This window comes from Apibacter muscae (genome assembly GCF_007845595.1).
GTDB lineage: Bacteria > Bacteroidota > Bacteroidia > Flavobacteriales > Weeksellaceae > Apibacter > Apibacter muscae.
Map to the genome: position 1 here is coordinate 32,008 of NZ_SELI01000015.1, position 26,312 is coordinate 58,319.

The 26,312-nt window shown below is 29.9% G+C and carries 29 protein-coding genes and 5 tRNA genes; 12 read left to right on the forward strand and 22 right to left on the reverse strand.

Features of this window, described 5'->3' with window-relative positions; translation table 11 throughout:
* Nucleotides 1-19 precede the first annotated feature (19 nt).
* The 5 genes from rpmI to aroQ form a co-directional block, all read right to left on the reverse strand.
* Entirely contained in the window at nucleotides 20-217 is a 198-nt protein-coding gene (gene rpmI / locus ETU10_RS01280) for a 50S ribosomal protein L35 (RefSeq protein ID WP_146261091.1), read from the reverse strand.
* Nucleotides 218-314: 97 nt separating this feature from the next.
* The gene (locus ETU10_RS01285; protein ID WP_146309421.1) at nucleotides 315-2,096 is read right to left on the reverse strand and encodes a hypothetical protein; all 1,782 of its coding nucleotides are present in this window, start codon (nucleotides 2,094-2,096) and stop codon (nucleotides 315-317) included.
* A 56-nt stretch (nucleotides 2,097-2,152) separates the two neighbouring features.
* Entirely contained in the window at nucleotides 2,153-2,671 is a 519-nt protein-coding gene (gene infC / locus ETU10_RS01290) for a translation initiation factor IF-3 (protein WP_260390868.1), read from the reverse strand.
* A 49-nt stretch (nucleotides 2,672-2,720) separates the two neighbouring features.
* On the reverse strand, nucleotides 2,721-4,643 hold the full coding sequence (gene thrS / locus ETU10_RS01295; protein ID WP_146309422.1) for a threonine--tRNA ligase: 1,923 nt from the start codon (nucleotides 4,641-4,643) through the stop codon (nucleotides 2,721-2,723).
* 108 nt (nucleotides 4,644-4,751) lie between these two features.
* Nucleotides 4,752-5,183 carry a type II 3-dehydroquinate dehydratase gene (aroQ, locus tag ETU10_RS01300; protein WP_146309423.1) on the reverse strand — a complete coding sequence of 144 codons (432 nt, stop codon included), beginning with the start codon at nucleotides 5,181-5,183 and terminating at the stop codon, nucleotides 4,752-4,754.
* An 88-nt stretch (nucleotides 5,184-5,271) separates the two neighbouring features.
* Between aroQ and ETU10_RS01305 the strand changes: the two genes are divergently transcribed.
* Nucleotides 5,272-5,355: transfer RNA gene (locus ETU10_RS01305), tRNA-Leu, on the forward strand.
* Nucleotides 5,356-5,604: 249 nt separating this feature from the next.
* On the opposite strand, the gene ETU10_RS01310 is transcribed toward ETU10_RS01305, so the two are convergent.
* A complete protein-coding gene (locus tag ETU10_RS01310; protein WP_146261095.1) occupies nucleotides 5,605-6,003 on the reverse strand; it encodes a helix-turn-helix domain-containing protein in 399 nt (132 codons plus the stop codon).
* A gap of 141 nt (nucleotides 6,004-6,144) precedes the next feature.
* Between ETU10_RS01310 and ETU10_RS01315 the strand changes: the two genes are divergently transcribed.
* Nucleotides 6,145-6,345: a hypothetical protein gene (locus tag ETU10_RS01315; protein WP_146309424.1), complete on the forward strand. Its 201-nt coding sequence runs from the start codon at nucleotides 6,145-6,147 to the stop codon at nucleotides 6,343-6,345.
* Between the two features lie 8 nt (nucleotides 6,346-6,353).
* On the opposite strand, the gene ETU10_RS01320 is transcribed toward ETU10_RS01315, so the two are convergent.
* From ETU10_RS01320 to ETU10_RS01350, 7 genes are all read right to left on the reverse strand, one after another.
* Complete coding sequence (locus ETU10_RS01320; RefSeq protein ID WP_146309425.1) at nucleotides 6,354-6,704, reverse strand: DUF1493 family protein; 351 nt, start codon at nucleotides 6,702-6,704, stop codon at nucleotides 6,354-6,356.
* A gap of 14 nt (nucleotides 6,705-6,718) precedes the next feature.
* The gene (locus tag ETU10_RS01325; protein ID WP_146309426.1) at nucleotides 6,719-7,288 is read right to left on the reverse strand and encodes a hypothetical protein; all 570 of its coding nucleotides are present in this window, start codon (nucleotides 7,286-7,288) and stop codon (nucleotides 6,719-6,721) included.
* Nucleotides 7,289-7,780: 492 nt separating this feature from the next.
* Nucleotides 7,781-8,371, reverse strand: a complete 591-nt coding sequence (locus ETU10_RS01330; protein ID WP_146309427.1) for a hypothetical protein — start codon at nucleotides 8,369-8,371, stop codon at nucleotides 7,781-7,783.
* A gap of 146 nt (nucleotides 8,372-8,517) precedes the next feature.
* The gene (locus tag ETU10_RS01335) at nucleotides 8,518-8,847 is read right to left on the reverse strand and encodes a hypothetical protein (protein WP_146309428.1); all 330 of its coding nucleotides are present in this window, start codon (nucleotides 8,845-8,847) and stop codon (nucleotides 8,518-8,520) included.
* A 307-nt stretch (nucleotides 8,848-9,154) separates the two neighbouring features.
* Nucleotides 9,155-9,228, reverse strand: a tRNA-Arg gene (locus tag ETU10_RS01340).
* 13 nt (nucleotides 9,229-9,241) lie between these two features.
* Nucleotides 9,242-9,314 (reverse strand) — tRNA-Pro (locus ETU10_RS01345).
* A gap of 14 nt (nucleotides 9,315-9,328) precedes the next feature.
* A tRNA-Ser gene (locus tag ETU10_RS01350) sits at nucleotides 9,329-9,413 on the reverse strand.
* A 144-nt stretch (nucleotides 9,414-9,557) separates the two neighbouring features.
* Between ETU10_RS01350 and ETU10_RS01355 the strand changes: the two genes are divergently transcribed.
* The 4 genes from ETU10_RS01355 (at nucleotide 9,558) to ETU10_RS01370 (ending at nucleotide 12,614) form a co-directional block, all read left to right on the forward strand.
* Entirely contained in the window at nucleotides 9,558-10,478 is a 921-nt protein-coding gene (locus tag ETU10_RS01355; RefSeq protein WP_146309429.1) for an N-acetylmuramoyl-L-alanine amidase, read from the forward strand.
* 6 nt (nucleotides 10,479-10,484) lie between these two features.
* Nucleotides 10,485-11,384, forward strand: a complete 900-nt coding sequence (gene era, locus ETU10_RS01360) for a GTPase Era (RefSeq protein ID WP_146309430.1) — start codon at nucleotides 10,485-10,487, stop codon at nucleotides 11,382-11,384.
* A complete protein-coding gene (locus ETU10_RS01365) occupies nucleotides 11,384-11,938 on the forward strand; it encodes a hypothetical protein (RefSeq protein ID WP_146309431.1) in 555 nt (184 codons plus the stop codon). The genes era and ETU10_RS01365 overlap by 1 nt, the downstream gene beginning before the upstream one ends.
* Before the next feature lie 103 nt (nucleotides 11,939-12,041).
* Nucleotides 12,042-12,614 carry a DUF2892 domain-containing protein gene (locus tag ETU10_RS01370; protein ID WP_146261380.1) on the forward strand — a complete coding sequence of 191 codons (573 nt, stop codon included), beginning with the start codon at nucleotides 12,042-12,044 and terminating at the stop codon, nucleotides 12,612-12,614.
* A 144-nt stretch (nucleotides 12,615-12,758) separates the two neighbouring features.
* Here ETU10_RS01370 and ETU10_RS01375 read toward each other — a convergent pair whose 3' ends face one another.
* The 4 genes from ETU10_RS01375 to ETU10_RS01390 form a co-directional block, all read right to left on the reverse strand.
* The gene (locus tag ETU10_RS01375; protein ID WP_146309432.1) at nucleotides 12,759-14,096 is read right to left on the reverse strand and encodes a dihydroorotase; all 1,338 of its coding nucleotides are present in this window, start codon (nucleotides 14,094-14,096) and stop codon (nucleotides 12,759-12,761) included.
* 12 nt (nucleotides 14,097-14,108) lie between these two features.
* Nucleotides 14,109-14,441, reverse strand: a complete 333-nt coding sequence (locus ETU10_RS01380; protein WP_146261382.1) for a DMT family transporter — start codon at nucleotides 14,439-14,441, stop codon at nucleotides 14,109-14,111.
* Between the two features lie 5 nt (nucleotides 14,442-14,446).
* Nucleotides 14,447-15,472 carry a Holliday junction branch migration DNA helicase RuvB gene (gene ruvB, locus ETU10_RS01385; RefSeq protein WP_146309433.1) on the reverse strand — a complete coding sequence of 342 codons (1,026 nt, stop codon included), beginning with the start codon at nucleotides 15,470-15,472 and terminating at the stop codon, nucleotides 14,447-14,449.
* A 269-nt stretch (nucleotides 15,473-15,741) separates the two neighbouring features.
* Nucleotides 15,742-16,071: a DMT family transporter gene (locus ETU10_RS01390; RefSeq protein WP_146261384.1), complete on the reverse strand. Its 330-nt coding sequence runs from the start codon at nucleotides 16,069-16,071 to the stop codon at nucleotides 15,742-15,744.
* Between the two features lie 98 nt (nucleotides 16,072-16,169).
* Between ETU10_RS01390 and ETU10_RS01395 the strand changes: the two genes are divergently transcribed.
* From ETU10_RS01395 to ETU10_RS01420, 6 genes are all read left to right on the forward strand, one after another.
* Nucleotides 16,170-16,730, forward strand: a complete 561-nt coding sequence (locus tag ETU10_RS01395; RefSeq protein WP_146309434.1) for a Crp/Fnr family transcriptional regulator — start codon at nucleotides 16,170-16,172, stop codon at nucleotides 16,728-16,730.
* Between the two features lie 107 nt (nucleotides 16,731-16,837).
* On the forward strand, nucleotides 16,838-19,288 hold the full coding sequence (thrA, locus tag ETU10_RS01400; protein WP_146309435.1) for a bifunctional aspartate kinase/homoserine dehydrogenase I: 2,451 nt from the start codon (nucleotides 16,838-16,840) through the stop codon (nucleotides 19,286-19,288).
* Nucleotides 19,289-19,441: 153 nt separating this feature from the next.
* Nucleotides 19,442-20,383: a homoserine kinase gene (locus ETU10_RS01405; protein ID WP_146291445.1), complete on the forward strand. Its 942-nt coding sequence runs from the start codon at nucleotides 19,442-19,444 to the stop codon at nucleotides 20,381-20,383.
* A gap of 22 nt (nucleotides 20,384-20,405) precedes the next feature.
* A complete protein-coding gene (thrC, locus tag ETU10_RS01410; RefSeq protein WP_146309436.1) occupies nucleotides 20,406-21,701 on the forward strand; it encodes a threonine synthase in 1,296 nt (431 codons plus the stop codon).
* Nucleotides 21,702-21,984: 283 nt separating this feature from the next.
* Nucleotides 21,985-23,223, forward strand: coding sequence for a sodium/glutamate symporter (gltS, locus tag ETU10_RS01415; protein ID WP_146291449.1), 1,239 nt, complete (start codon nucleotides 21,985-21,987; stop codon nucleotides 23,221-23,223).
* A 72-nt stretch (nucleotides 23,224-23,295) separates the two neighbouring features.
* Nucleotides 23,296-23,380 (forward strand) — tRNA-Leu (locus ETU10_RS01420).
* A 433-nt stretch (nucleotides 23,381-23,813) separates the two neighbouring features.
* Here ETU10_RS01420 and ETU10_RS01425 read toward each other — a convergent pair.
* From ETU10_RS01425 to ETU10_RS01445, 5 genes are all read right to left on the reverse strand, one after another.
* Nucleotides 23,814-24,164, reverse strand: coding sequence for a DUF4280 domain-containing protein (locus ETU10_RS01425; RefSeq protein WP_146309437.1), 351 nt, complete (start codon nucleotides 24,162-24,164; stop codon nucleotides 23,814-23,816).
* Between the two features lie 15 nt (nucleotides 24,165-24,179).
* A complete protein-coding gene (locus tag ETU10_RS01430; RefSeq protein WP_146309438.1) occupies nucleotides 24,180-24,878 on the reverse strand; it encodes a hypothetical protein in 699 nt (232 codons plus the stop codon).
* 143 nt (nucleotides 24,879-25,021) lie between these two features.
* Nucleotides 25,022-25,279: a hypothetical protein gene (locus ETU10_RS01435; protein ID WP_146309439.1), complete on the reverse strand. Its 258-nt coding sequence runs from the start codon at nucleotides 25,277-25,279 to the stop codon at nucleotides 25,022-25,024.
* A gap of 11 nt (nucleotides 25,280-25,290) precedes the next feature.
* Entirely contained in the window at nucleotides 25,291-25,956 is a 666-nt protein-coding gene (locus ETU10_RS01440; RefSeq protein WP_146309440.1) for a hypothetical protein, read from the reverse strand.
* Complete coding sequence (locus ETU10_RS01445) at nucleotides 25,953-26,285, reverse strand: hypothetical protein (protein ID WP_146309441.1); 333 nt, start codon at nucleotides 26,283-26,285, stop codon at nucleotides 25,953-25,955. The genes ETU10_RS01440 and ETU10_RS01445 overlap by 4 nt, the downstream gene beginning before the upstream one ends.
* Nucleotides 26,286-26,312: the final 27 nt, after the last annotated feature.

The following is a 26,312-nucleotide window of genomic DNA, read 5'->3' on the forward strand; positions in this document are numbered from 1 at the left end:
TTAGCTTGTACTAAATATTTTATTTTAGCAATAATTGTCTTTTTACGCTTGGTTCATCAACACTAGCTACTAATGCTGTTTGGGTTAAATTACGCTTTTGTTTAGTAGCCTTTTTGGTTAATATATGACTTTTAAACGCATGCTTTCTTTTAATTTTACCGCTACCAGTAATTGAAAAACGCTTTTTTGCGCCTGACTTTGTTTTTAATTTTGGCATTTTTTTTTATTTATGTCGTTATCATTCTTATACTACAAAAGTATGTAATTTTTAAATTCTCTGCAACACCATAATTTTTATGGACGTATTATTTCCTTTATATTCTTTCTAATTCTATTTCTTTTAAAATAAAATTATTCTCTTTGGAATAAATGGTTATCTTCATTTTATTATTATCATTATTAATATCTACAATAAGCTTAGAATCTGGTTTTTCATTATTTATAGATTTTACTTTCCATTCTCCAGGTATTTTCTTACTTATAACAATTTCAGAACTATTAAACTTTGACATATATACCTTTAGATCTTCCTTAATATAAGCGTTATTTTTTTCATTACTAAAAAAGTATCCCGGTATTTTAATATTATCAACTGTTTCCTTAATCCCAGTTTTTTTACTATAAATATCCATGTACAGTATTATAGGTCTTTCTTCATTAGTCTTAACTATTACTTCTTTAAAATTTGTAATAAACCTATAATTTTCTGACAACAATCTACCTATATTAAACGTGGGTTTACTACCAACATTGAAAATTATAATATCTAAATTAGAATTCATGATATATTCAGGATCTCCTAACTCATGAGCTAGGAGTCCTGTTCCAAAATTTATAGGTGGATGGCGAGGTATATGATAATCATTCAAGCCTAACATATCTAAACAGGGAAATTTTGAGGCATAAGGTATACAACCTGCAGCTGTAACTCCTAACTTAGGGTTTTGATATTTAAAAATTCTATTCAAATCATTTCCAAGCTCTAATCCTATAAATTCCCATCTCTCTGTTTTCGCTCTATTATTTTCATTATTGAAGTATTGCATAACAATATATCCTAAAAAAACAATAATTAATGTTAGCCATATACTTCTTTTGTGCAAAAAATGAAAATCAAAATAATAAAGTCCTTCAAGTAAACCGATTACCAATAAAACAATAACTAAATCAAAATGTCTAAAGGCAGGAAAAATATCCCCTCCAACCATTGATATATAAAAAAGCCAACAGATTATTAACGCTAATAAGTATATAGTCTTTATATTTTTTTTCACTAAACTTAAATACCCAATAAAATAAATACTTATTAATGAAAATGGAAAAGTAGAAATAATTGCGTTTTTATTATAATGTATTCCTTCATAAACTCTTAATAGAGTTATTTTAGTTTTTACTAAAGCTGTATTTGGAAGCAATTCACCATAATAATGTAAACGAAATAGAAACTGTCCTAAGAAAAATATTATAGGAATTATAAATAATTTAATTATGAATAGAATCGCTATTTTAAAAGATTTTTTATTCCAAAAATAAAAAATAAAAAATACACCTGTAATTACAGAAAACAAAGCACCATCAGGCCTAGAAATAATTAGTCCTGATAGACTGAAAGATAAGCATAATAAATATTTATTATGCTTGCGTTTATCAGTATTATCTAATATTTTAAAAACAGATAAAACCATTGTTACTACTAACAAAACATAAATAGATTGTTCTAACCCTCCAATAGACCATACACTAAAACTGGGAGTTAATACCAAAAATAAAAGACCTATAGTTAAAGGAAGTATTTTATATTTCCGATAATAATATATTATAAAAAGTATTGTCATCAAACCAGATAAAATACCTGCAAATCTAACCGCTAAAATTAGATCCATCCCTAATTTTCCTAATAGAGATATTAATAATACCCATGATAAATTAGAATATCCCTCTACAGGTATTCCTTCCGTCCAGTTAAGACCTTTACCTTGAATGAATCTATCTACATATCTTAAAGAAATTAAACTATCATCTGATAAGAAAGGATAATAATATAAACATATCAATAAGTATATTAACACAATAAATATAAATAGCTTTATTTTCATAGTATAAAAAAAACACTTAAAAATAAGTGTTTGAAAAATTATTTAATAATTAAATTTTATTTTTTAGGAGCCATCATCATTATCATTCTTTTACCTTCTAATTTAGGCATTTGCTCAACTTTCCCCCATTCTTCCAACTCTTGAGCTAATTTTAATAACAATATTTGCCCTTGATCTTTAAATATAATGGATCTTCCTTTAAAGAAAACATACGCTTTTAACTTAGATCCTTCTTCTAAAAATTTTTGTGCATGCTTCTTTTTAAATTCATAATCATGCTCATCGGTTTGAGGTCCGAATCTTATTTCTTTTACAACCACCTTGGTTTGTTTAGACTTTAGTTCTTTTTGTTTCTTTTTTTGTTCATAAAGAAACTTTTTATAGTCTACTACTCTACAAACGGGTGGAGTTGCAGATTCAGTAATCATAACTAAATCTAACTCTAAATCTTCAGATATTCTAAGAGCTTCTTTTAAAGGATAAACCCCTTGCTCTATATTTTCTCCTACTAATCTAACTTCTGGAACTTCAATAAGCCTATTTATTTTGTGTTCCGGTTCCTGTTTCCTCGGGATATATTTCCCTCTCGAATTATTTCTTCTAAGTGCTATGGTATATAAAATTTTAAGGTTTACTCGTTTCTTTTTTCATGAATGATAAAGCTTCCTCAAGTGAAAAAGAACCTAAATCTTCTCCACCTCTTTTACGAATAGAAAGGGTATTAGATTCTGCCTCTTTGTCTCCTACAATAAACATGTAAGGAATTTTGTTCATTTCGGCATCTCGTATCTTTTTACCAGTCTTTTCGTTACGCTCATCAAGACGACCACAAATATCTGAATTTTCCATTAATTTCAAAACTTTTTTTGCATATTCTATATGTTTTTCACTAATGGGTAGAAGAATGAATGGCTCTGGGCTTAACCAAAGAGGTAAATCTCCTCCGGTGTGTTCTAGCAATATTGCGACGAATCTCTCCAAGGAACCAAATGGCGCTCTATGGATCATCACAGGTCTATGCTTTTCATTGTCAGAACCTATATAATGCAAATCAAACCTTTCCGGTAAATTGTAATCTACTTGTATCGTTCCCAATTGCCAACTTCTACCTAAAGCATCTTTTACCATAAAATCCAGTTTAGGTCCATAAAAGGCAGCCTCTCCATATTCAATAACCGTAGGAAGCCCCTTCTCCAGTGCTGCTTTTTTAATAGCACTTTCTGCTTTCTCCCAATTCTCATCAGAGCCTATGTATTTGCTATGATCGTCTTTATCTCTTAAAGATACTTGGGCAGTAAAATCACTAAAGCCCAAGGACTTAAATGTATACAATACCAAATCAATTACATTTTCAAATTCTCCGATTAGTTGATCCGGGGTACAAAATATATGAGCATCGTCTTGGGTGAAACCTCTTACACGAGTCAATCCGTGTAATTCTCCACTTTGTTCATATCTATAAACAGTTCCAAATTCAGCAAATCTCTTAGGTAAATCTTTGTATGACCAAGGTGCTGAACGGTAAATCTCACAATGGTGAGGACAATTCATAGGTTTTAATAAAAACTCTTCACCTTCGTTAGGGGTTTTTATCGGTTGAAAACTATCTGCTCCGTATTTTTCATAATGTCCACTTGTAACATATAAATCCTTATGTCCTATATGCGGAGTTGCTACTATTTCATAGCCTGCTTTTTGTTGCGCAGCACCTAAAAAATCAATGAGTTTTTGTCTCAACTTTGCTCCTTTTGGTAACCACAAAGGTAAGCCAGCTCCTACTCTCTCAGAAAAGGTAAATAATTGCAATTCTTTTCCTAACTTTCTATGATCTCTTTTTTTAGCTTCTTCTATTCTTTCTAAATATTCTATAAGCTCTTTCTGTTTAGGAAAGGTAATTCCATACACACGTACCAACTGTTTATTTTTTTCATTCCCTCTCCAGTATGCCCCTGCTGCATTTAGAATTTTTACTGCTTTTACAATTCCGGTAGATGGTATATGCCCTCCTCTACATAAATCTGTAAAGTTGTCATGTGTAACGAAAGTTATAGAACCATCTTCAAGATTAGCTATAAGTTCTTCTTTAAATTCATTCCCTTTGAATGTCTCCAACGCTTCCTTTTTAGATACAGGATATAGCCTAAAGGTTGAGTTTTTCTTAGCATTTTCTAGTATTTTCTTTTCAATTTTTTCAAAATCTTTTTCAGAAAATACTTGATCTCCAAAATCTACATCGTAGTAAAATCCACTTTCAATAGCAGGACCAATGGTTAATTTTGCATTGGGATAATATTCTAGGATTGCTTGTGCTAGTAAGTGAGCAGAAGAATGCCAAAAGGCTTTTTTTCCAAAATCGTCGTTCCACGTTAAAATTTGCACCGTAGAATCTTCTGTTATAGGGGTGGTAACTTCTACTTGTTTACCATTTACTAATGCAGAAATTGTATTACGTGCTAAACTTTCTGAAATACTTTTAGCTACGTCTAACGGTGTAATGGAACTTTGAAATTCCTTTACACTTCCATCAGGAAGAGTAATTTTTATCATTCTTCTTTTAAATTTAGTTTGTATAATACACAAAGGTACAATAAATTCCTTTTTTATTGAATTAATTGTAATTGGAATTATTTATCGCTGTTTTTTATCATTTAAATTTCACGATTTTAATGATCTGTTTACAAAAAAGTTAATGGCCTCGTCGTACCCTGCTAATCCTTTGCCTTTAATCTGTTGCAAACAAGCTTCTTGGATTACTGAAATCCTTCGAAAGGGTTCTCTATTTTCAATATCAGAAATGTGAACCTCTATGGCGGGGGTAGTTACAGATTTCAAGGCGTCGTAAATAGCATAAGAATAATGAGTAAAAGCCCCGGGATTGATTACAATCCCTTTATAATGAAATCCTACTTCATGAATTTTATCTATAATCGCTCCTTCGTGATTAGATTGAAAATATTCGAGTTCTACAGAGGTAAAAACAGTTTTTAGTTGTTGAAAATATTCTTCAAAAGTTTGAGCCCCATAGATCTCTGGTTCTCTTTTTCCTAATAAATTAAGATTAGGACCATTTATTATTAATATTTGCATTTTATTATTTTTTACTAATTTATAAAAAGATTAGTTGTATCTATTTTTTAAAGAAAAAATTTTTATATTTGCAACTTCTTACCCAGAAGCCCAGATGGCGGAATTGGTAGACGCGCTGGATTCAAAATCCAGTGATAGCAATATCGTGCGGGTTCGATTCCCGCTCTGGGTACTTTCAAAAAGACTTAAATAATTATTTAAGTCTTTTTCTTTTTATAGTGCGCCAACAATACGCCGAATATAATCTAAAAAATTATAGATTTCTACTATCTACATCATCTAAATTACAATACATTTTAATTTATACAATTAATAAATAATAAAAACGTCCTTATAAATCAAAGGACGTTTTATATACTTTACTCTTTTACTTGAAAACTTAATTTTAATAGAAATTAAATCTTATTTAAAAATACCAAATTTATTTAAGAAATTTTTCTAATAATGCGTTTTTTTCTTTTAACATTCTTTCATAGAGCGCTTCTTTTTCATTATAAAGCTCTATAATCTTCTCAATGGGATTGAATGCACAATCAGTATAAGTTGAGTACATAAAACCATGAGTATTATTAAAAGTATTAGAAATAAAACTAACAGTAGTTTCATCATTGAAGTTTTTAATTGCTTCTACAGGTAGATTCAAAAACTTAGCTATTTTTTCTAATGTTTCTTCCTCAATTATTTCTTTATTTTCTAATTTAGATACACCTGCTTGAGTAATATTTAAATCAATAGCTAGAGATTCTTGTTTAATTCCTAACATTTCACGAAGCCTTTTTATGTTTCTTCCTTGATGTACTTTTTTAGGTGCTGTATCCATATTTTATACTTTTACTCATTTACAAAGATATAAAATAACTAATTGAAAATAATTTATCCCTTTTTAATTATTATACATATCTATATGTTATTAATTATCAAATAGGTATTTACTTATTTAGCTCTCTTTAAAAAAGTAACTATGACTATTGAACAAATAAGAAAAAAATTAGAAGTTGGGGATTATATTTTAGCAAGTAAGATGTTAAAAATTACACCCGAGAATGCGAGAATCCGATTTGCGAGAAATAAAGAAGATGTAAAATCGGTTATATTACTTATCATAAATAATAGAGAAAAGTTAATTAAGAATTTTCACAAGTCTTTAAATTCTAAAAATTAATATCTGAATTACTTTAAAATACCTGTTTTTATTGCCTCTTGCAATTCTGCAATGCTTAAGTCTTTTAATTCCGTCTCTTGGATTGTCTTTTGTGAAAATAGGTTTTTAGCTTTATTGAATATAGCTTTGAATATTTCACTTAAGGTATATGCTTCTGGATAAAATCTTTCATCAAAAGTAAAGTCGTTACTTACAGAAATATTAAATTCTTTTATAAAATGTATTAAAAAATCATCTACATCATCTCCAACTAATCCAAAATCTTTGTGCAGTTTCATAGCAGGGGTAAAAATTATCCTCTTGTCCCATTTAGATAATAATTCTTTCTCTAAGAAAATTTGTAATTTGTTATCAATCATATATAAATATTTTATTACCAATAACCACTAGCACCTCCACCTCCAAAACCTTGAAAAGTTACTTTATTATTTTTCTTATCAATTTCATATATTTCAATTAGTAGTTCTATTGCATCAGTAGCTATTAATACCAAACCAACATAGGGAATAGATCTACCTAACCCTCTACCTAGAACTTTAGTTGAAACTAACTTGAAATTTACATTAATAGTATAGATTTTGAAAGGCATTTTATAAGGGAATGCTTTTGATAGATATTTAGATGCTATAGATGTTCCTGCAACAGTACCTTTTGTTACGAAACGTTTTTTTAAGATAGGCATTCCTGTAAAAATCATTCCAGTACTTAAAATTGATCTATTATAATTATGTTCAGCTAGCGTTTCTTTAATACTTATTTTACCTATATTAAAATGATATGGGTTTGAATTATTATTATAACTTGTAAAAATATTTGTCAGATTAGCCTTTAATGAATTATTTATCTGAACATTATTTTTATAACTAATGCCTAATTCGCTACTTTTTCTAGCATTTTCTATAATATTTAATATATCATAGTCTGATAGATCATTATGCCCCATAAAATATATTAACAATCAAGCAAATACGAGTTCAAATATATATAAAGTTAAATTTTATATCAAATAATAATTTCAACTAATATTTTAATTTTTAATAGCTTTCTGTTTTTTTTACAATTTTCCGCACTCATATAGTTTTGTACCGTTCTGTAACTACTATTTAATAATTTTGCAATCTTTTTGCTAATCAAGCCTAAAAAATAATATTTAAAGGCTTTTTAAATATCCAATTAAAGCTTATTGATATTAAAATACATTTTAAATAATAGTCAATTGCTGTTATTTTCAGGGTTGCAAATATTTCAGGTGAAGATTTTTAAGACACCTCTATTGGTTTTATTTTCAATTTTAATCTTATAGATAAAATTGTAAAACTCTATAACGAAAAGCAAGATCTTTATGAACGAATGTTTCAGGAGAAAAATACATTGATTAAGAAACTATTGAATAAATAAAACATATAGAATGAAGTTTGGTATTTAATCTATTTTTTTATTTTTCGAATAACTTATATTTCCACCAAGATTTTTTAGAATCTTTATAAGATGATGTAAGCATATATTCATCATAAATTAAGCTTTTTGTATCAATGTTATATTCAAAAGGAATCCATAAATCATCTGTTGGTGTTGGTTGATAAAAAAGACCTGAAACTACATTATCTGATGAAATTTTTATTTCATTCAAACCATCTAAGGAAATTCTTTCAGAATCCCAATAATTTCCTTTAGAATCTACAATTGTTAAATTTATATGATTATATAAAATAATTCTCCCATCATTAGTTTTAAGATAATTTAAATAATCCCCGCCAAATACTTCAATAGGCATTATATCGTCAGGATTCATTATAAAACATTCTCCTCCAGAAATAATCAATAACCTAGACATTTCTAATTCAAAAACTTCACTAAACTCGGTTTGTCCTAATTCAAAATTAGCCACCCAGCTATCTCCATCTGATTTATATAATCGTACTGGAAATCCTTCGTAATAAAAGGGTTTACCTTTCTTAGAAATAAAATGATACATTAGCCCATAGGCTGGCAATGAATTTAATATTTTATACTTTTTATCATTCATTTATATTATATAAATTTATCTTATATTGAAAGTATGAATTTATTAGGAAAAGTTTATAATTTAAATATTTGGTTAAGTTTTATTTAAATTTCTTAAATTCATATATGTGGGTGGGTCTAAGTTGTGAATTTTTGACAAACTCTAGATTATTTATTATCTATTTTTTCTTTTAATAATTTTATAGTTCCCTGAAGATTTTTAGTATAATCTTCCATTAAAGAATAATTATCTATAGTTCTATTATCCTTCTCCGTAAGTTTACCTTCTCCAAGAAAAATATAACTTCGGTTAAATTCCGGAAATTTTAGGGCAATAGCTCTTAGGTGCTTAATATTAACTTTCTTCCTTTCTAATTTAAGATCTCCCCATCCAGTATTAGTTTCTCCAATCATATTAGCAAATTCCTTCTGATTTTTAATTTCTTTATTATCATACAGATAGCTATATATCGTATTTAATATTTCAATATATTTCATTATCAAAGATTAATAAATTAATTAGAGAATTCTCACACTTTTTTTTACATAAAAGTCTAGTGCTATTTTTTTGCTTTTCTTTTGAAATGATATGAAATTCAATTCTGGACTCTCCATTCTTATTTGTATAAGCTCTGGGTACAAATCTGGTATTCATTAGAACAAAATTATTTTCTGTTCTAGAATCTGTGCTAAAAGAGTTAATTTTAATTATAGTTTTCATTAAGTTATATAATTCTAATTTATTGACTTAGAATAACATAACCTGTATTTCAAACTATCCTCTTTCTTTAAAGAAGCAATTTTGTGATCGCGAAAGGATTCGAACCTTTGACCGTCTGCTTAGAAGGCAGATGCTCTATCCAGCTGAGCTACGCGACCGAACTATAAAAAGTCGGGGTGACAGGACTCGAACCTGCGACCCTCTGGTCCCAAACCAGATGCGCTACCACCTGCGCTACACCCCGAAAAATCTTCCCAGCGGAGAGTGTGGGATTCGAACCCACGCGGCAGTTTCCCGCCGACAGTTTAGCAAACTGCTCCGTTAACCACTCCGGCAACTCTCCTTCAATAATAATCAATTCAAATATTGATTAAATGGAGTGCAAAAGTAATTGTAAGTTTTAAATTATGCAAATTTTTTTTAAGTTTTTTAATCAACCCCTTTAATCAAAGATTTTTTTATATTTTTGTTAGATAAAAATAAATACATGAAATTTATACTGAAGTTACTGATCTGCACCTTTGTGTTAACTCAAATTATAACCAGTTGTAGCACTCAAGAAAAAGTGATTGTTAAAACGAAAACAGTACACGACACTATATACGTAACTGATGTTGATCCTAAATATCACTTTGTTGAACAGGCAAACCTTAAAGATTACATTGTCTCTAAAAAAAATTTCCCTTCTGTTGCTTCTAACCATAGAGTGAAATTTATTGTACTGCATTACACAGTTTCTGATTATCCAACCTCAGTGAAAATTTTAGCAAAAAAAGGCAATGTTAGCTCTCATTATTTAGTGAATGATTTGCCTAATGATTCAATTGATTTATTAGTCAGCGAAAATCAAAGAGCTTGGCATGCAGGAATTAGTTCGTGGGGAAATGCGGTAAATTTAAATGATACCTCCATAGGTATTGAAATAGTAAATAGTGGATATAAAAAGATAGGAGATTCTATGGTTTTTCAACCTTTCCCTAACTACCAAATAAAAAAAGTGATTTCCCTTGTTAAAAATATTGCGGAACGTTACGATATAGATCCAGTTAATATTATTGGACATAGTGATATCGCTCCTTTACGTAAACAAGACCCGGGACCAGCTTTCCCATGGGAAAAACTGTATAAAGAACATCAATTAGGGGCTTGGTACGATGAAAAAGATAAGCTCTATTTCTTAAATATGTATGATCCTGATACTGCTCCTTATAATTCTGTTTTAGAATTTCAAAAAGCCCTTAAAAAATATGGGTATTCTGTGAATTTAACCGGAGTTTATGATAAAAACACAAAACTTATTACTAGAGCTTTCCAGTGGCATTTCAGACCGCAAAAAGGAGATGGCATTATTGACGCAGAGACTTGGGCTATTTTACAAGCCTTAAATAAAAAATATAGAACTAAATAAAATTTTATGGCCGAAGTACCTTTTAAATCTGGATTTGTAAACATTATAGGCAAACCGAATGTGGGTAAATCTACCTTAATAAATCTATTAATGGGAGAAAAATTATCCATTGTTACTTCCAAAGCACAAACCACCCGTCATAGAATTTTTGGCATTTGGAATGATGCCAATGTTCAAATTATTTTTTCTGACACCCCAGGTATTATTCAAAAGCCCGCCTACGAATTGCAGGAAAAGATGAATGAATTTGTTAAAGATTCCTTCCATGACGCTGATATTCTCCTATATTTAACTGAACTTGGGGATGAAAAAAATCCTTCTGAATATTTATTAAATAAAATAAACAGCTCTAAAGTTCCAATTCTGGTATTACTAAATAAAGTTGATAATTCTAAAGATTCAGAACAAATTTCCCAAGCGGTAGGAATTCTACATGAACAATTTCCTAATGCAGAAATTCTACCAATTTCCGCCTTACATGGTTTAAATACTGATTTAATTATACCGAAAATTATTAGTTTATTACCCGAATCTCCTCCTTATTACGATAAGGATCAATTTACAACTCTATCTGAAAGATTTTTTGTAAATGAATGTATCCGTGAAAAAATTCTTCTACATTATAAAAAAGAAATTCCTTATTCCGTAGAAGTTGTTACAGAAAGTTTTAAAGAAGAAGATAACATGATTCGTATAGAATCAGTAATATACGTTGAAAGAGAAACCCAAAAAGGAATATTGATTGGACATAAAGGAGAAAAAATTCAGAAAGTTGGTACAGAAGCTCGATTGGATTTAGAAAATTTTTTTGATTCTCGAATATTTTTAAACCTATTTGTAAAAGTTAAAAAAGACTGGAGATCTAATGATAAAGATTTAAAAGCTTTTGGGTATTCCAATTCATAATGGCAAGAATTTTTTCATCTTACTTTGCTATTCTTTTATTTCTTGTATTTAGTTGTAGAAGTAGTAATAATAATCCTAATACATCTGAAAAGAAAACTTTTCTTTTGCAGCAACAAATAATAAAACACAAAATCACTGAAGATATCCCTTATAGAATTGAAGTAGATTATAGCAAAGATTCCATCCTTATAAATAATATTTTCAACGACGAAAAAATTATTTCATATAAGTTACATTCTAGGAATAAAGAATATTATATTAATAATAGCTTTTCGAATGGTAAATCTTACTTATTTTTAAAAAATCAAGGACCAGATAGTTGTTATTCTCTAACTCTTGCTAAGGATGAAAAACTAAACTACGAATATTATTCTAAGTCCAATGAAATTGATTTATGCTTTTCTAATTTGAAACAAGGGAATTTTTCAACTACCATCCGTTTGAATCCCTATGGCTCAATTTCCCACAATGAAATATTTTTCTATAATAAACATTACAAGTTTTATAAAATAGCCCTCCGTTTAAATAATCAAATTTACTGGTATCTACCCTAACATTTATAGTAAACCTAAAGATATTTATAGTAAATCAATTTTATAGATTCCTTTTTTTGATCTATATTACTATCTTTGTGAAAAATTGAATTTCCGTATTGTCATGAATAAATATATTAAGTTAGTTATTGCAGTTGCTATCATTGGTCTAGGCATATATTTAATGTTTAACAGAAATATAGGTTTAGGAATCGTTATGATCCTTTTATCTGCAATTCCTATTTTATTATTTTTTAGAAATGAATATATTTTATTGGCTTTTTGGAAATTGCGAAAGCAAGATCTTGCTGGCGCTCGCTCTTGGTTAAATAAAATAACCAATACCAAAGGACAACTTGTTCGAAAACAATTGGGATATTATAATTATTTAATGGGTATTACAGAAGCTGAAAAAAACCCAGCTAAAGCAGAGGGTTTTATGAGAGCTGCCTTAGATTATGGTTTAAGTTTTAAGCACGACAGAGCTTTAGCTACTCTAAATATAGCTGCCGGTGCTATGATGCGCGGAAATAAATTGGAAGCTGAACGTTTATTAAATGAAGCAAAAAAATTGGACAGTTCTAATATGCTGGGAGATCAAATTAAAATGATGAAGGAACAAATGAAAAGGGTTAACGTTTCTAGAAGCAATATGATAAACCCAAATATGAGAAGCCGATCTAAATTTATGAGGTAATCTTTAATTTTTAATATTGTATCAAGCTTTAAAATAAAATTATTTATCAAGAATCATAAAAAGCTAAAATAATAATCAATGATTGCGTTAATTTTCAATTAAATAGAATTCAATCACTGATTATTGTTTTAATTCTTATTTTATCTATCGTTCAAAACTTAAAGCCTCTCCTCTAACCTGATTAATAGTCCCTTTATCAAATGCTAATTTTCCATTTAAAAAAGTCTTTTCAATAGAGGTTGTAAATGTTTTTCCTTCCAATGGCGACCATTTGCATTTAGATAAAATATTTTCTTGAGTTACTGTATAAGGTTTATTAGGATTCACTAATACTAAATCGGCATAATAACCTTTACGTATATAACCTCTTTTATAAATTTGAAATAGTTCTGCCGGTGCATGACACATTTTTTCAACTACTACTTCTTTTGTAATTTTATTTTGTTTAACTAGCTCCAACATAATTTGTAAAGAATGTTGAATTAGAGGTCCACCGGAAGCTGCTTGTAGACATCCTCCTTCTTTTTCATCCATTAAGTGAGGAGCATGATCCGTAGCAATAACATCTAATCTACCCTGTTTTACTGCTTCTAAGATAGCCTCTCGGTCTTGCTTGGTTTTTACTGCCGGATTCCATTTAATTTTAGAACTTAAGGTTTCATACTCCGCATCTGTAAACCAGAGGTGATGAACACAAGCCTCTCCGGTTACTTTTTTCTGAGATAAAGGTTTGTTTTCAAATAAACTTAATTCCTTTTCTGTTGATAAATGTAAAATATGAAGACGGGTTCCACATTTATGAGCTAATTCTACTGCTTCGGAAGAGGATGCATAACAGGCTTCTGCACTTCTTATCAGAGGATGGTAAGAAATAGGAATATTCTCTCCAAATTTTAATTTATATTTTTGGATATTAGATTTAATAATTTCTTCACTCTCACAATGAGTAGCTATCAACATTTCAATCTCTGAAAAAATAGTCTCAAGGGCTTTTTTATTATCTACCAACATATTCCCAGTGGAAGAACCCATAAAAATTTTAATACCACAAACTTCTTTAGGATTTACTTTTTTTAATTCCTTTATGTTATCATTGGTTGCTCCCATAAAGAAGGAATAATTGGCGTAAGATTTTTGTGAAGCTAATTCAAATTTATAATTAAGCGCATCAATTGTAATAGTTTGTGGGTTTGTATTAGGCATTTCCATAAATGAAGTTACCCCTCCTGCTATTGCAGCCTTGCTTTCACTTTCTATATTTCCTTTATGTACCAAGCCGGGCTCCCGAAAGTGTACTTGATCATCTATAACTCCAGGGAGAAGCCATAAACCTTCCGCATCAATGATTTGGGATTGATTGATTATTTGTTCAGGTATTTCTTCTGAAAAGTAAATAGCTGAAATAATATTATCTTTAAGTAGTACGGAACCTAATAAAGATTTGCCCTCATTGATTAGGGTTGCATTTTTGATTAGAATCATGGTTTAATTATTTTAATGCCCTGCAGTTTTAGAAAAAAGATTTATAATTACAACTCCTATAATTATAAAGAGAATTCCTATAATGGCTGGTGTATCCAACTTTTGTTTATACAATACAAATCCCGCACCGCTTATCAAAACGATCCCTATTCCCGCCCATATAGCATATGCAATACCAATAGGTATCGTTTTGATAGCTTTATTTAATGCAAACAGAGCGACAAAAAATAATAGGAAAAATATAATTGAAGGCTTCCATTTGGTAAAACCTTCCGTTTTAGGTAAAGTAGATGTTGCCGCTACTTCAAAACAAATTGCCATAAGCAAGTATAAATATGACTTCATACGGGTTAGAATAATTCTGATTGATCTCCTTTAAATTTAACTTTACCTAAATGTTTGTATGCCTTTTCTGTTACTTCTCTACCTCGAGGTGTTCTCATTAAATATCCTTCTTGAATAAGAAACGGCTCGTAAACCTCTTCTAAAGTTCCAGGATTTTCACCTACCGAAGTAGCTATCGTTGTTAATCCCACAGGCCCGCCTTTAAATTTTTCAATGATAGAACTTAAAATTTTATTATCCATTTCATCCAACCCATGTTTATCTACCTTTAAGGCTTCAAGCCCTATATCTGCTATTTTTAAATCAATTTTTCCATTGCCTTTAATTTGTGCAAAATCCCGAATTCTTCTTAATAGAGCATTGGCAATTCGGGGTGTACCTCTGCTTCTAGATGCAATTTCAATAGCGGCTTGCTGCTCAATCGGCATATTCATAATGCGTGAACTTCTTTCAACAATGGTACTTAATAATTCTGTATTGTAATATTCAAAACGGAAATTTATACCAAAACGAGCACGTAAAGGTGCAGTTAGTAATCCGGAACGCGTGGTGGCTCCTATTAAAGTAAACGGATTTAAATTAATTTGAACGGAACGTGCATTTGGACCACTTTCTATCATAATATCAATTCTGTAATCTTCCATAGCAGAATATAAATATTCTTCTACTACTGGAGATAATCTATGGATTTCATCAATAAAAAGCACATCATTTTCTTCTAAACCGGTAAGTAATCCGGCAAGATCTCCAGGTTTATCTAATACTGGGCCGGAGGTAATTTTAATACCTACCCCCAATTCATTCGCTATTATATTTGCTAAAGTAGTTTTTCCTAAACCCGGAGGCCCATGTAACAAAACGTGATCTAAAGATTCATTTCTAAGCTTTGCAGCTTTAACAAAAATCTCTAAATTATCCATAATATGGGTTTGCCCCGTAAATTCAAAAAAATTCTTGGGACGTACCTGCTCTTCCTGAGCCAATTCTTCTCCGGTATATTTATTTTTATCAGGATCTAATAAATCAGACATGATGTAAATTTAAAACATCTTTATAAAGAAAAAAATATTATTATTTAGTATTTTACAACTGTCTAGCATATATTATAATTAATAAAAAGACAACTACAAAAAAGCTTGGAATAATCAACACATAAATTATAAATAACTATTTATATTACATTTACAGAAATTGATTTGCTTGATATTATAAAAAAACTACCAATCCTATCTTCAATTGTTTTATTATTAGAAGCCTAAAAAATAAAAATTTTCTTACAAATTTTATTAATTAAAAGTTTTTAATGATTGGAAACTACTTTTAATCCTATGATAGAAGCAATAAGAGTAGTAACAAAAAAGATTCTCCAAAAAGTAGCCGGTTCTTTAAAAACTAGAATGCCCATTAAAACAGACCCTACCGCTCCAATTCCAGTCCAAACGGCATAGGCGGTACCTAAAGGTAAGGTTTGGGTAGCTTTCATAAGTAATCCCATACTTGCAAATAAGCAAATCACAAAAATAGTATACCATAAATAACTAGAATTTCCTTGAGACTCTCTTGCTTGTCCTAAACTATAGGTAAAACCCACCTCAAATAATCCTCCTACGATTAAAATTATCCAATTCATTATACAATTTTTAGAAGTGCAAATTTCCAAAAAATCCTAGAAAACATTTTTTACATTTGTTAAAAAATGAAGTTTATTAAAACTTTTTATAAGGAAAAATGCATTTATCCAACATAATAACTTCTATATACAATATCCCATATGCCTCGTTAGATAAGATTGTACAGCTATCTGAAGAGATAAAATATCCGAAAAAATATTTAATTAGCGAGGAAGGTACTATTAAGAATTCAACTTATTTTTTATCTAAAGGTTTAGTTCGAGCATTTAGCACGATCAATGGTAAAGAAACTACCTTCTGGATAGGTACTGAAGGTCATGTAATATGTTCCATGAGGAATTATGTGGAAAATAAGCCTAGTTACGAAAGCATTGAAACTCTTGAAAACTGCTTGCTGTATAAAATAAATAACCTATCTCTTGAAAAGTTATTTCTTGAAGATATTCATATTGCTAATTGGGGGAGAAAATTTATTGAAAAAGAAATTATAAAAACCGAAAATCAATTGATATTTCAACTGTTCCATTCAGGAAGGGAACGATATCAGTATTTGCTAAAAAATCATCCAGAACTTTTGCAAAGAGTACCTTTAGGAATTATTGCCTCTTACTTAGGCATGTCACAAGTTTCCTTAAGTAGAATAAGGGCAAATAAATAATTGTGTAATTCTTATTTAAAAACACACATAAATTCAAAACTAACTTTCATATTTTTAGTTTAGAAAATAAAAATTCACTAAAATTGTATTTAAATGAAGAAAATCTCATGAAAGTAGTTAAGTTTGGAGGAACATCAATGGAATCCAGTCAAAGCATCCGTAGGATAATAGATATTTTACAACACAAATACTCGCAAGGAGAAAAGTTTATCGTTGTTTCTTCTGCCATGAGTGGAGTTACAAACTTACTAACCCAACTTTCGGAACAAGCAGCTACTGGTATCAATTTTAAAGATGAACTTAAAGAGCTTGAAAAAAGGCATTTTACAGTTATTAAAGATTTAATTGAAGTTAAATACCAGAACCCTGTTCTAACTCAAATAAAAATTTATATCAATGAGCTTGAGGATCTCTTACAAGCGGTACTAAATCTTAAAGAATTAAGTTTACAGAGCAAAGACTTTATTTTAAGCTACGGTGAAAAGTGCTCCACTTTTTTACTTAGCCAAATTGCCAAACAATATTTTCCTAATAGCCTATTTGTTGACACTTCTACTTTAATAAAAACCGACGATTATTTTGGGAATGCAAAAGTAGAATTCCCGGAAACTGAAAAACTAATTCAAGAATTTCATACGAATAATAAAGATAAAATATTATTTGCAACTGGTTTTATTGCTTCCACCAAAGACAACAGAATTACAACTCTTGGGCGTGGAGGTAGCGATTATACAGCGGCAATTTTAGCTGCTTCTATTGATGCTGCAGAAATTGAGCTTTGGTCTGATGTTGATGGAATGCTTACAGCAGATCCTAAAATTGTAAAAAAAGCCTTTCCTCTTGCTGAGGTTTCATATACAGAAGCAATGGAATTGTCTTACTTTGGAGCTAAGGTCATTTATCCTCCAGCTATGATTCCTGCTATTAGCAAAAAAATTCCAATTACTCTTAAAAACACTTTTAATGTTGATTTTAAAGGTACCCAAATAAAAGAAACAGTTCAAAAAAATTCCTATCCTATTAAAGGAATTTCCTCTATAGATCATGTAAGTTTAGTAAACGTAACCGGTAGCGGCATGATTGGAAAGGTAGGATTTAGTGGTAAATTATTTTCACTTTTAGCAAGAGAAAATATAAATGTTATTCTTATCACTCAATCTTCATCCGAGCATAGTATAACTTTTGCCATTGAGCCTCAAGACATTTCAAAAGCTAAAGAAGTTTTCAATCGTGAATTTGAACTTGAAATTGAAACGCATAAACTAAATCCGCTTACTGTTGAAGAGAATCTTTCTATTTTGGCCATTGTAGGAGAAAACATGAAACAAACTCCAGGGATTTCAGGTAAATTTTTTCATGCATTAGGAAGGAATGGAATTAATATTCACGCCATCGCGCAGGGTTCATCGGAGTACAATATCTCTGTTATAATAAAAAACAAAAATATTTCTAAAGCTCTCAATGCTGTTCATGATATTTTCTTTATTGAATTAACTAAGACTCTGCATGTTTTTAATGTGGGTACGGGTAATATTGGTTCCACGTTATTTAAACAAATTGAAAAGCAAAGTAAATATCTTAGAGAAAATAATGATATTGAAGTAAAAATTGTAGGTATTTCCAACTCCCGCAAAATGTTTATTAACGAAGATGGAATAGATTTAGAAAATTGGAAGAATATTTTAGAGGAAAGTGGTGAAAAGGCAACTTTAGAAAAATTTACAGAAAAAATTAAACAATTAAATCTGTCCAATTGTGTGTTTATAGATAACACCGCCAGCCCTGAAACTAGTAAATTCTATCAACAATTGTTTCAATCTAATGTTTCTGTAGTTACATGTAATAAAATCGCCAATTCTTCTTCTTTCGATGAGTATAACTTACTAAGAAATACGGCAAGGAAACGGGGAGTAGATTTTTTCTATGAAACCAATGTCGGTGCCGGTCTTCCCATTATAAGAACGTTAAAGGATTTAATGACTAGCGGAGATCAAATCATAAAAATTGAAGCTATTTTAAGCGGAACCATTTCTTATATTTTTAATAATTTTAAGGGTGATGCAACTTTTCATGATGTTGTGAAGAAAGCACAGGAATTGGGTTTTACTGAACCTGATCCTAGGGATGATTTAAGTGGAAAGGATTTTATGAGAAAAATGATGATACTTTCTAGAGAGTTAGGCAACCCAACAGAAGAAAAAGACATCAAACTCGGGGAAATTCTTCCGGAAAGTTGTATAAAAGCTCCAACCGTTGAGGTTTTTTATGAAGAATTAAAGAAATCTGAGGATTATTTTAATCAAATAAAAAAACAAGCAGAAAATAATAATCAAGTTCTAAGATACATTGGTAAACTTGAAAATGGTGAAGCTACTGTTCGTTTAGAAATGGTTGATTGTAATCACCCATTCTACAACCTTACCGGCAGTGATAATATTATTTCATTTACCACTGAACGATATAAATCTAATCCTTTAGTAATTAAAGGTCCTGGTGCTGGTGCAGAGGTTACTGCGGCCGGGGTTTTTGCAGATTTAATTAATGTAGGAGCTAATTAATATTTTCAAAAATATTTTATTGATAAAAGGGTTTAAATAAAGCTTTAAACCCTTTATTTATTAAACATCAGTTTTTAATCTATTGTATAGTTCCATAGATTTACTATAACTTTGTAAAATACGTTTACCATTGTAAAATTCTAAATATCTTGAATGAAAGAAAAAGATAGTATCCATGTTTTTGCACCAGCAACTTCTGCCAATTTTATTTGTGGCTATGATATTTTAGGCTTAGCTCTCGAAGAACCTGGCGACGAAGTAAAACTAACTCGCGTAAATACTCCTGGAGTAGTTATAAAAAAAATAACTGGAGATGAAGGACTTCTACCTACCGATTCCAAAAAAAACACTGTGGGTGCATGTATAGAAATGGTTTTGCGACATCTTAACAGAGAAGATTTAGGTATAGAAATAGAACTAAACAAAAAAATGCCTATTGGAAGTGGTTTGGGATCTAGCGCTGCTAGTACAATTGCTGGATTGTTTGCTATCAATCAATTGCTTGGAGAACCATTAACCAGGCAAGAGCTTCTTCCTTTTGCCTTAAAAGGAGAAGAATTGGCTTGTGGTTATGGGCACGCAGATAATGTGGCTCCTTCATTATTGGGAGGTATTACACTTATCAAAAGTTATCATCCTTTGGAAGTCATTAATTTACCTACTCCTAAGGAACTATGTTGTTCTATTATTTTCCCACATGTTGAAGTACCTACGCGCGCAGCTAGACAAATATTAAGAACACAAATAGAATTAAAAAATGCGGTTCACCAATGGGGAAATATTGCAGGATTAATTTCAGGTTTATTTTTAGAAGATTATGGTCTTATTTCTAGGTCTTTAGAAGACAAATTGATTGAACCTATTCGGTCTATTTTAATTCCAGAATTTGACCAGATGAAAGAAATAGCTAAAGAACTTGGAGCTTTAGGTTTTGGCATTTCAGGCTCTGGCCCTTCTGTCGTAGCCTTCACTAAAGGATTAGATAAGGCTAAAGAAATTACCGAAGCTTTACAATTACATTTAAAACATAAACAAATAGGAAGTAACGGCTATTCCTCTAGGATAAATACCCATGGCGCTATCGTTATTAAATAAATTCCTTAAAAAACAGTTTAATATGAAGTTATACAGCACTAATAATAAAGATTTAAGAGTTTCTTTTAAAGAAGCTGTTTTCAACAGTTTCCCGATTGATAAAGGCTTGTATATGCCCGTTGAAATCCCTCAATTATCCTCTGATTTTATAAAAAATATAGATCGTTATAATTTCCAAGAAATAGCTTTTCTAGTCACTCAAGCATTTTTAGGAAATGAAATCCCGGAAGAAGATTTAAAAAAAATCATTGAAGAGGTTATAAATTTTGAAGCTCCGGTAGTACCGCTTTCAAACGAATTAGGAGTTTTAGAACTATTTCACGGACCTTCTTTAGCCTTTAAAGATTTTGGTGCAAGATTCATGAGCCGTATTATGGCTTATCTCTCAGATAAAAATGATAAAACCTTGGATATCTTAGTGGCTACTTCTGGAGATACTGGCGGAGCAGTTGCTCAAGGTTTTTTAGGGGTTAAAGGAACTAGAGTGACCATATTATTTCCCAAAGGAAAGGTAAGCGAAATACAAAAATTACAATTAACCACCAACGGACAAAATATAAGAGCCTTGGAAGTGGATGGTACTTTTGATGATTGTCAATCCATGGTTAAAGAGGCTTTTAATGATCCTGAACTTAATGAAAATTTCAATCTCACCTCAGCCAATTCTATAAATATATCTAGATTAATCCCTCAAACATTTTACTATTTTCATGCTTATGCGCAAGCATTAAGACAGAACAAAAAAAGTATAAACTTTGTGGTTCCTAGCGGAAATTTCGGCAATATTGGCGCTGGATTACTTGCATATAAAATGGGGTTACCGGTTCAACATTTTATAGCTGCTACAAATATTAACGATACAGTTCCTAGATATTTACAAAGTGGTGTTTTTACGCCAAAATCTTCGGTACAAACCTTATCAAACGCTATGGATGTTGGTAATCCTAGCAATTGGGTACGTATTATGCAATTATTCAATAATGATCTTCAAAAAATAAAAGAAATGGTATCCTCCACTTCCTTTACAGATGAAGAAACATTATCTGGAATACAAGAACTTTATCAGCAATACAACTACATTGCTTGCCCCCATACCGCAGTTGCTTATTTAGGAGCTAAAGAAATTTGCAACGCACAAGAATTTACTATATTTTTATCTACTGCCCATCCATGCAAATTCATAGATGTCTATTCCAATTACCTAAAAAATGAAATTCAAATTCCTACACAGGTAAAAGAATTAGAAAATAAAACAAGCCTAGCTCATCCTTTAAAAAATGAATTTATAGAACTTAAAAAATTTTTGTTAAATAATTAGCTTTAAATAAATAGAGGAATTTACAGAACAACCCTGAAAGCATAGTTGTTCTGTAAATCTCAATTGAATTTTTCTTCTATATATGTCTAATTTAAACCTTATTGCCTTTTAATTAAGATCACTAATAAAATAAAATTTGTCAAAGTTCCATCATTTCAATTTTCAACTATTCATTTATTATCTCCCTTACATATAGAATTTATAAAAAGGATAAAAAATCCCTCAAATAGTTTGAAATAAATAATTAAAATTCTATATTAGAACCCATTAAATCAATTTGTATATGGGGAATTTTGAATTAAATAGCTATTTTACCCTAATTATAGCTTCAATGGTATTGCTTATAGGGAATTTTATGACTAAAAAGATTAGCTTTTTAAAAAAGTTTAATATTCCCATACCTGTTGCCGGGGGATTATTAGTTGCATTTTTACTAACGGTACTGCATTATACGTCTAACGTTAGTATTACCATTGATACCTCTTTACAGGAAGGTTTAATGCTTATGTTTTTTGCTTCTATAGGTTTAGGCGCTGACTTTTCACGATTAAAAGAAGGAGGTAAACCGTTTTTAGTGTTAACCATTGTAGTTGCTGTATTTATACTTTTACAAGATTTGGTCGGGGTAAGTATTGCTTCATTGTTGGGGGTTGACCCAAGATTGGGTCTTGTTGCTGGATCCATAACCCTTACCGGTGGGCATGGAACTGCTGCCGGATGGGGTGCCACTTTAGAAAATTTAGGAGTTTCCGGTGCTACCACGCTAGGGATCGCTTGTGCTACTTTTGGCTTAGTCTTAGGTGGACTTATCGGTGGAGGTTTGGCGGAGAGACTTATAAAAACTAAAAAATTAATTCCTTTAAAAAAAGATCATATATCCGATGATGGTAAGGAAGCAATTACTGTAGATACTACCTTTGAACACCCGGAAACGCCTAGACTTATTACAGTAAATTCTACCTTAGAAGCTATTACAATGTTTGCTATCTGTATAGGATTTGCTTTTCTTATGAGTCAATTTATGATAAAAAATTACCCTGACTTTTTTATTAAGATCCCAAATTTTGTTTGGGCTTTAGGCTGTGGTGTGATTGTAAGAAATATTCTTTCTCATCTCTTTAAAGTTGATGTTTTTGATCGTTGCATTGATGTTATTGGAAATGTCTCTTTATCTTTATTCTTAGCCATGGCTTTGGTTTCACTGAAACTATGGGAGTTGATTGATCTTGCAATTCCTATCTTAATTATTTTAGGAGCACAAACCTTACTAATGATTACTTATGCTTATTTTGTAACATTTAGAGCTTTAGGAAAAGATTACGATGCGGCAGTTATAGCCGCAGGTCATTGTGGTTTTGGAATGGGTGCAACTCCAACAGCAGTGGCAAATATGCAAGCCATCACTTCTAAATACATGAATTCTCATAAAGCTTTCTTAATCGTTCCTTTAGTTGGTGCATTTTTCGTTGACCTAATCAATGCTTCGGTAATTTCCAGTTTTGTGTCTTTTTTATCCAGATAAAAGACTGGAAATTAAATTTTATTTTTTCTTTGTGATTTAGAAAATATACTATATATTTGCACTCCAGTAAATGCGGATGTGGTGGAACTGGTAGACACGCTAGACTTAGGATCTAGTGCCGTGAGGCGTGGGGGTTCGATTCCCTTCATCCGTACCAAGCAAATCGCTAATCAATCCAAATTGATTAGCGATTTTTTTATTCATTCTCAAAAATAAAATGAGTATAATTGCCTTTTAAAAAATTTAAAATTCTAATTCATTTTTTTTTAATCCCAAAGGAATTTTTATACATATATCGCCTCAACTACTTGATTTTCATATACTCCACTGCATAGAAATAAGCAAATAGAGTAATATACAATTGTTTTTTGTATATATATTTTTTTAGGTTATTATATGTTTTTTAACAAATATTTTCAATAACCCAAAGGTTTAACCTTGAAAATATCTTTCTATCATTGTTTTACAACTAATTGAATAGATACAAATTTTTGAGTGCTACACCCAATTTATTGATTCTCCATCCTTAAAATATTATGTTATTAGTCCTAATTTAATACCTTGAAGTATTTAGATTTTGGGCTAGTTAACTATTGTATATTTTCAAAACTACTGTTTATATTTGTTTTGGGTGTTACTTTTCCTCCTGTGGAACACATACAAAAAGAATCGGTGGTTAGTTCTTGTTTTCCGTCTATGGTAAAAACAGAGGTATTTTGCCATTTAATTAAGGCAGGTTGGCAGGGTAAGTAGCCTCCTGGAATGGGTTTTAGTTTGCATAGTCCAAAGGGAATAATATTGGTGTTAGCTTCTTTGTCTTTTTCTGTGGCTTGTAATTTTCCTGCCAAGCTTACAAAGTCTTGGCTGGTTACTTTTATGCGGGTTGGTTCTGTTCCCTCTGAACATTCTAACTGGGTGTCTTGGATAATTGGGTGGGGCATAGTTTTATTTCTAATTTAGAAATCTATATTATATTCTTTTCTTCCTAAAAATATTTTTTCTATTTCACTATGATAAAAATCTAATATTATAAAATTATTTTTATTATTGAAGTAAAAAAATCGATTTAATCCTTCTATATTAACATTATCACTTGAATAAATAACCCAATATTTTTTAATATTATCTTTTTTTGTTATTCTTTCCATTAATAAATACCTAACCACAAAAAGTTTACAACCCTCATTGTAATAAAATCCACAATCATCATATTTATCTCCACTTTTATAAATATTTAATATATAGTCATTGCATTCCTCTAGAGTGGCAACAAAATAGGGGGAATCCCATTTAAAAGGCATTCCAGAAAACATTTTTTTATATATATTTTTTATTTCTGTATCATCAAATTTTTTTAATTGATATGTATGTTTTTTATCAATTTTTAGTGAATTGTAGATTGAATCTTCCAGAATACTAAGATTATCATAAAGTCTTTGAGATAAAGAATCTTTTACTGAATCATAAAAGGGAGTTTCATCTATATGTGTATACCATTTCTTGGGATAATCAAAATACACTAATTTTTTAATAGAATCATTTAAGCTATTATTTTTATCTAATATAGAATTAAAGCTATTATGTTGACTATTTATTGGTTTTATACAGGATAATAATAATCCTAATAAAACTATTAGATATAATCTATTTTTCATTTTTAATTACCTTAACTTTTGATGTATTTATTACTCCAGCATGTAAATGGTCATTATGATCTCCCATATGTTTATGAGAAGGTAACCTAGCATACCAACCTGAAGTACCAGCTATAATATCTGTAAAAAAGAATTTTTAAAAGCTAGTACTTTCTTTTTTCATCTTCAAAATTAGATAAATACATAGTATCTACACTTCTTCCGTTATTATGACTAATACTAGGATAACTTGTTACATCTCCAAAACACATCCCTGTTGATTGAATATCTGTTCGATTTAATTCTCCTAATGCTCCTATAAATCCAGCATACCATTCAGGGCTACAATATCTTCTATCAGAATTATGGAAAGTATAATATATTTTTGTCTCTCCTTTTGAATAAGATAGAGAATCTTTCATTCTTACTATTATTATTTTTTTATTATAATTAATTTTTTGTATTTAAAATTAGTACTGTAATTTCCTTTTTCATCCCATATTGCATCTGTGATCTTTAAATAGATTGCATTATCATTCCAAACCAAATCCCAAGGAAACCATTTCTCAGTTACAAAATGATAAATATGCTTTATTTTATTCTTTTTAATCATATATAAATCTATATATGATTCTTGATTATATCCATCTATAAAATAAGTTGAAAAATATTTTTTTTCCTGATTTATATACGGTATGCCATATAATTTCACTACGATATGCTTATCATCTTGAATTATAATTTCGTTATCTTCGTAATAATTAACTTTGATAATATCCATATTTAAAGGTTTCCAATAACCATAGTAATTGTAAATTTCCATATTATCATTATCACTTAAATTACTTATATATAATTGATTATTAACTTTAAGGGAATCATAGTTTTTTATAAATCTTCTGTCGTTTTTTACTATTAAGGAATCATAATTTTTTTTTACAATATTGAATTCCTTAAATGAAATTTCTTCCTCTTTAAATGAGTAAACATTTAATTTCTCTTGATCTTTAATATTTATTTTATTTTCTTTATTTTCGGAATTACAAAAAAGGAAAAACAAAAAAATAAAATTAGAGAAAAGTATTACAATTTTTTTCATTTTTCTTTTATTTCTATATAATTAGAGTTATAACCCTGTTTATTTAAATGTAAGTGATGGTGGTGATCTGCATAATGACTACTATTTTTCAACATAAATGGTTTGTTATTAATTGTTATACTATAACTAAGAAAAGTTTTATACCCAAACTTTACTAAAGCATCTATAAGTTTTTCCTGTCTTTCAATATCTAATTGATTAGGGTTAGTATTAATATATAAAGGAGCGATTGTCTTATCTTTCCGTAGATATCTTAAATCTCCTACAATCCCATTAACATGAGAAACACTGGGAATTGCTGTACCATTTTTTGAAGTAAATCTATTCATTTTTACATCAGAATAATAGCATTCCTT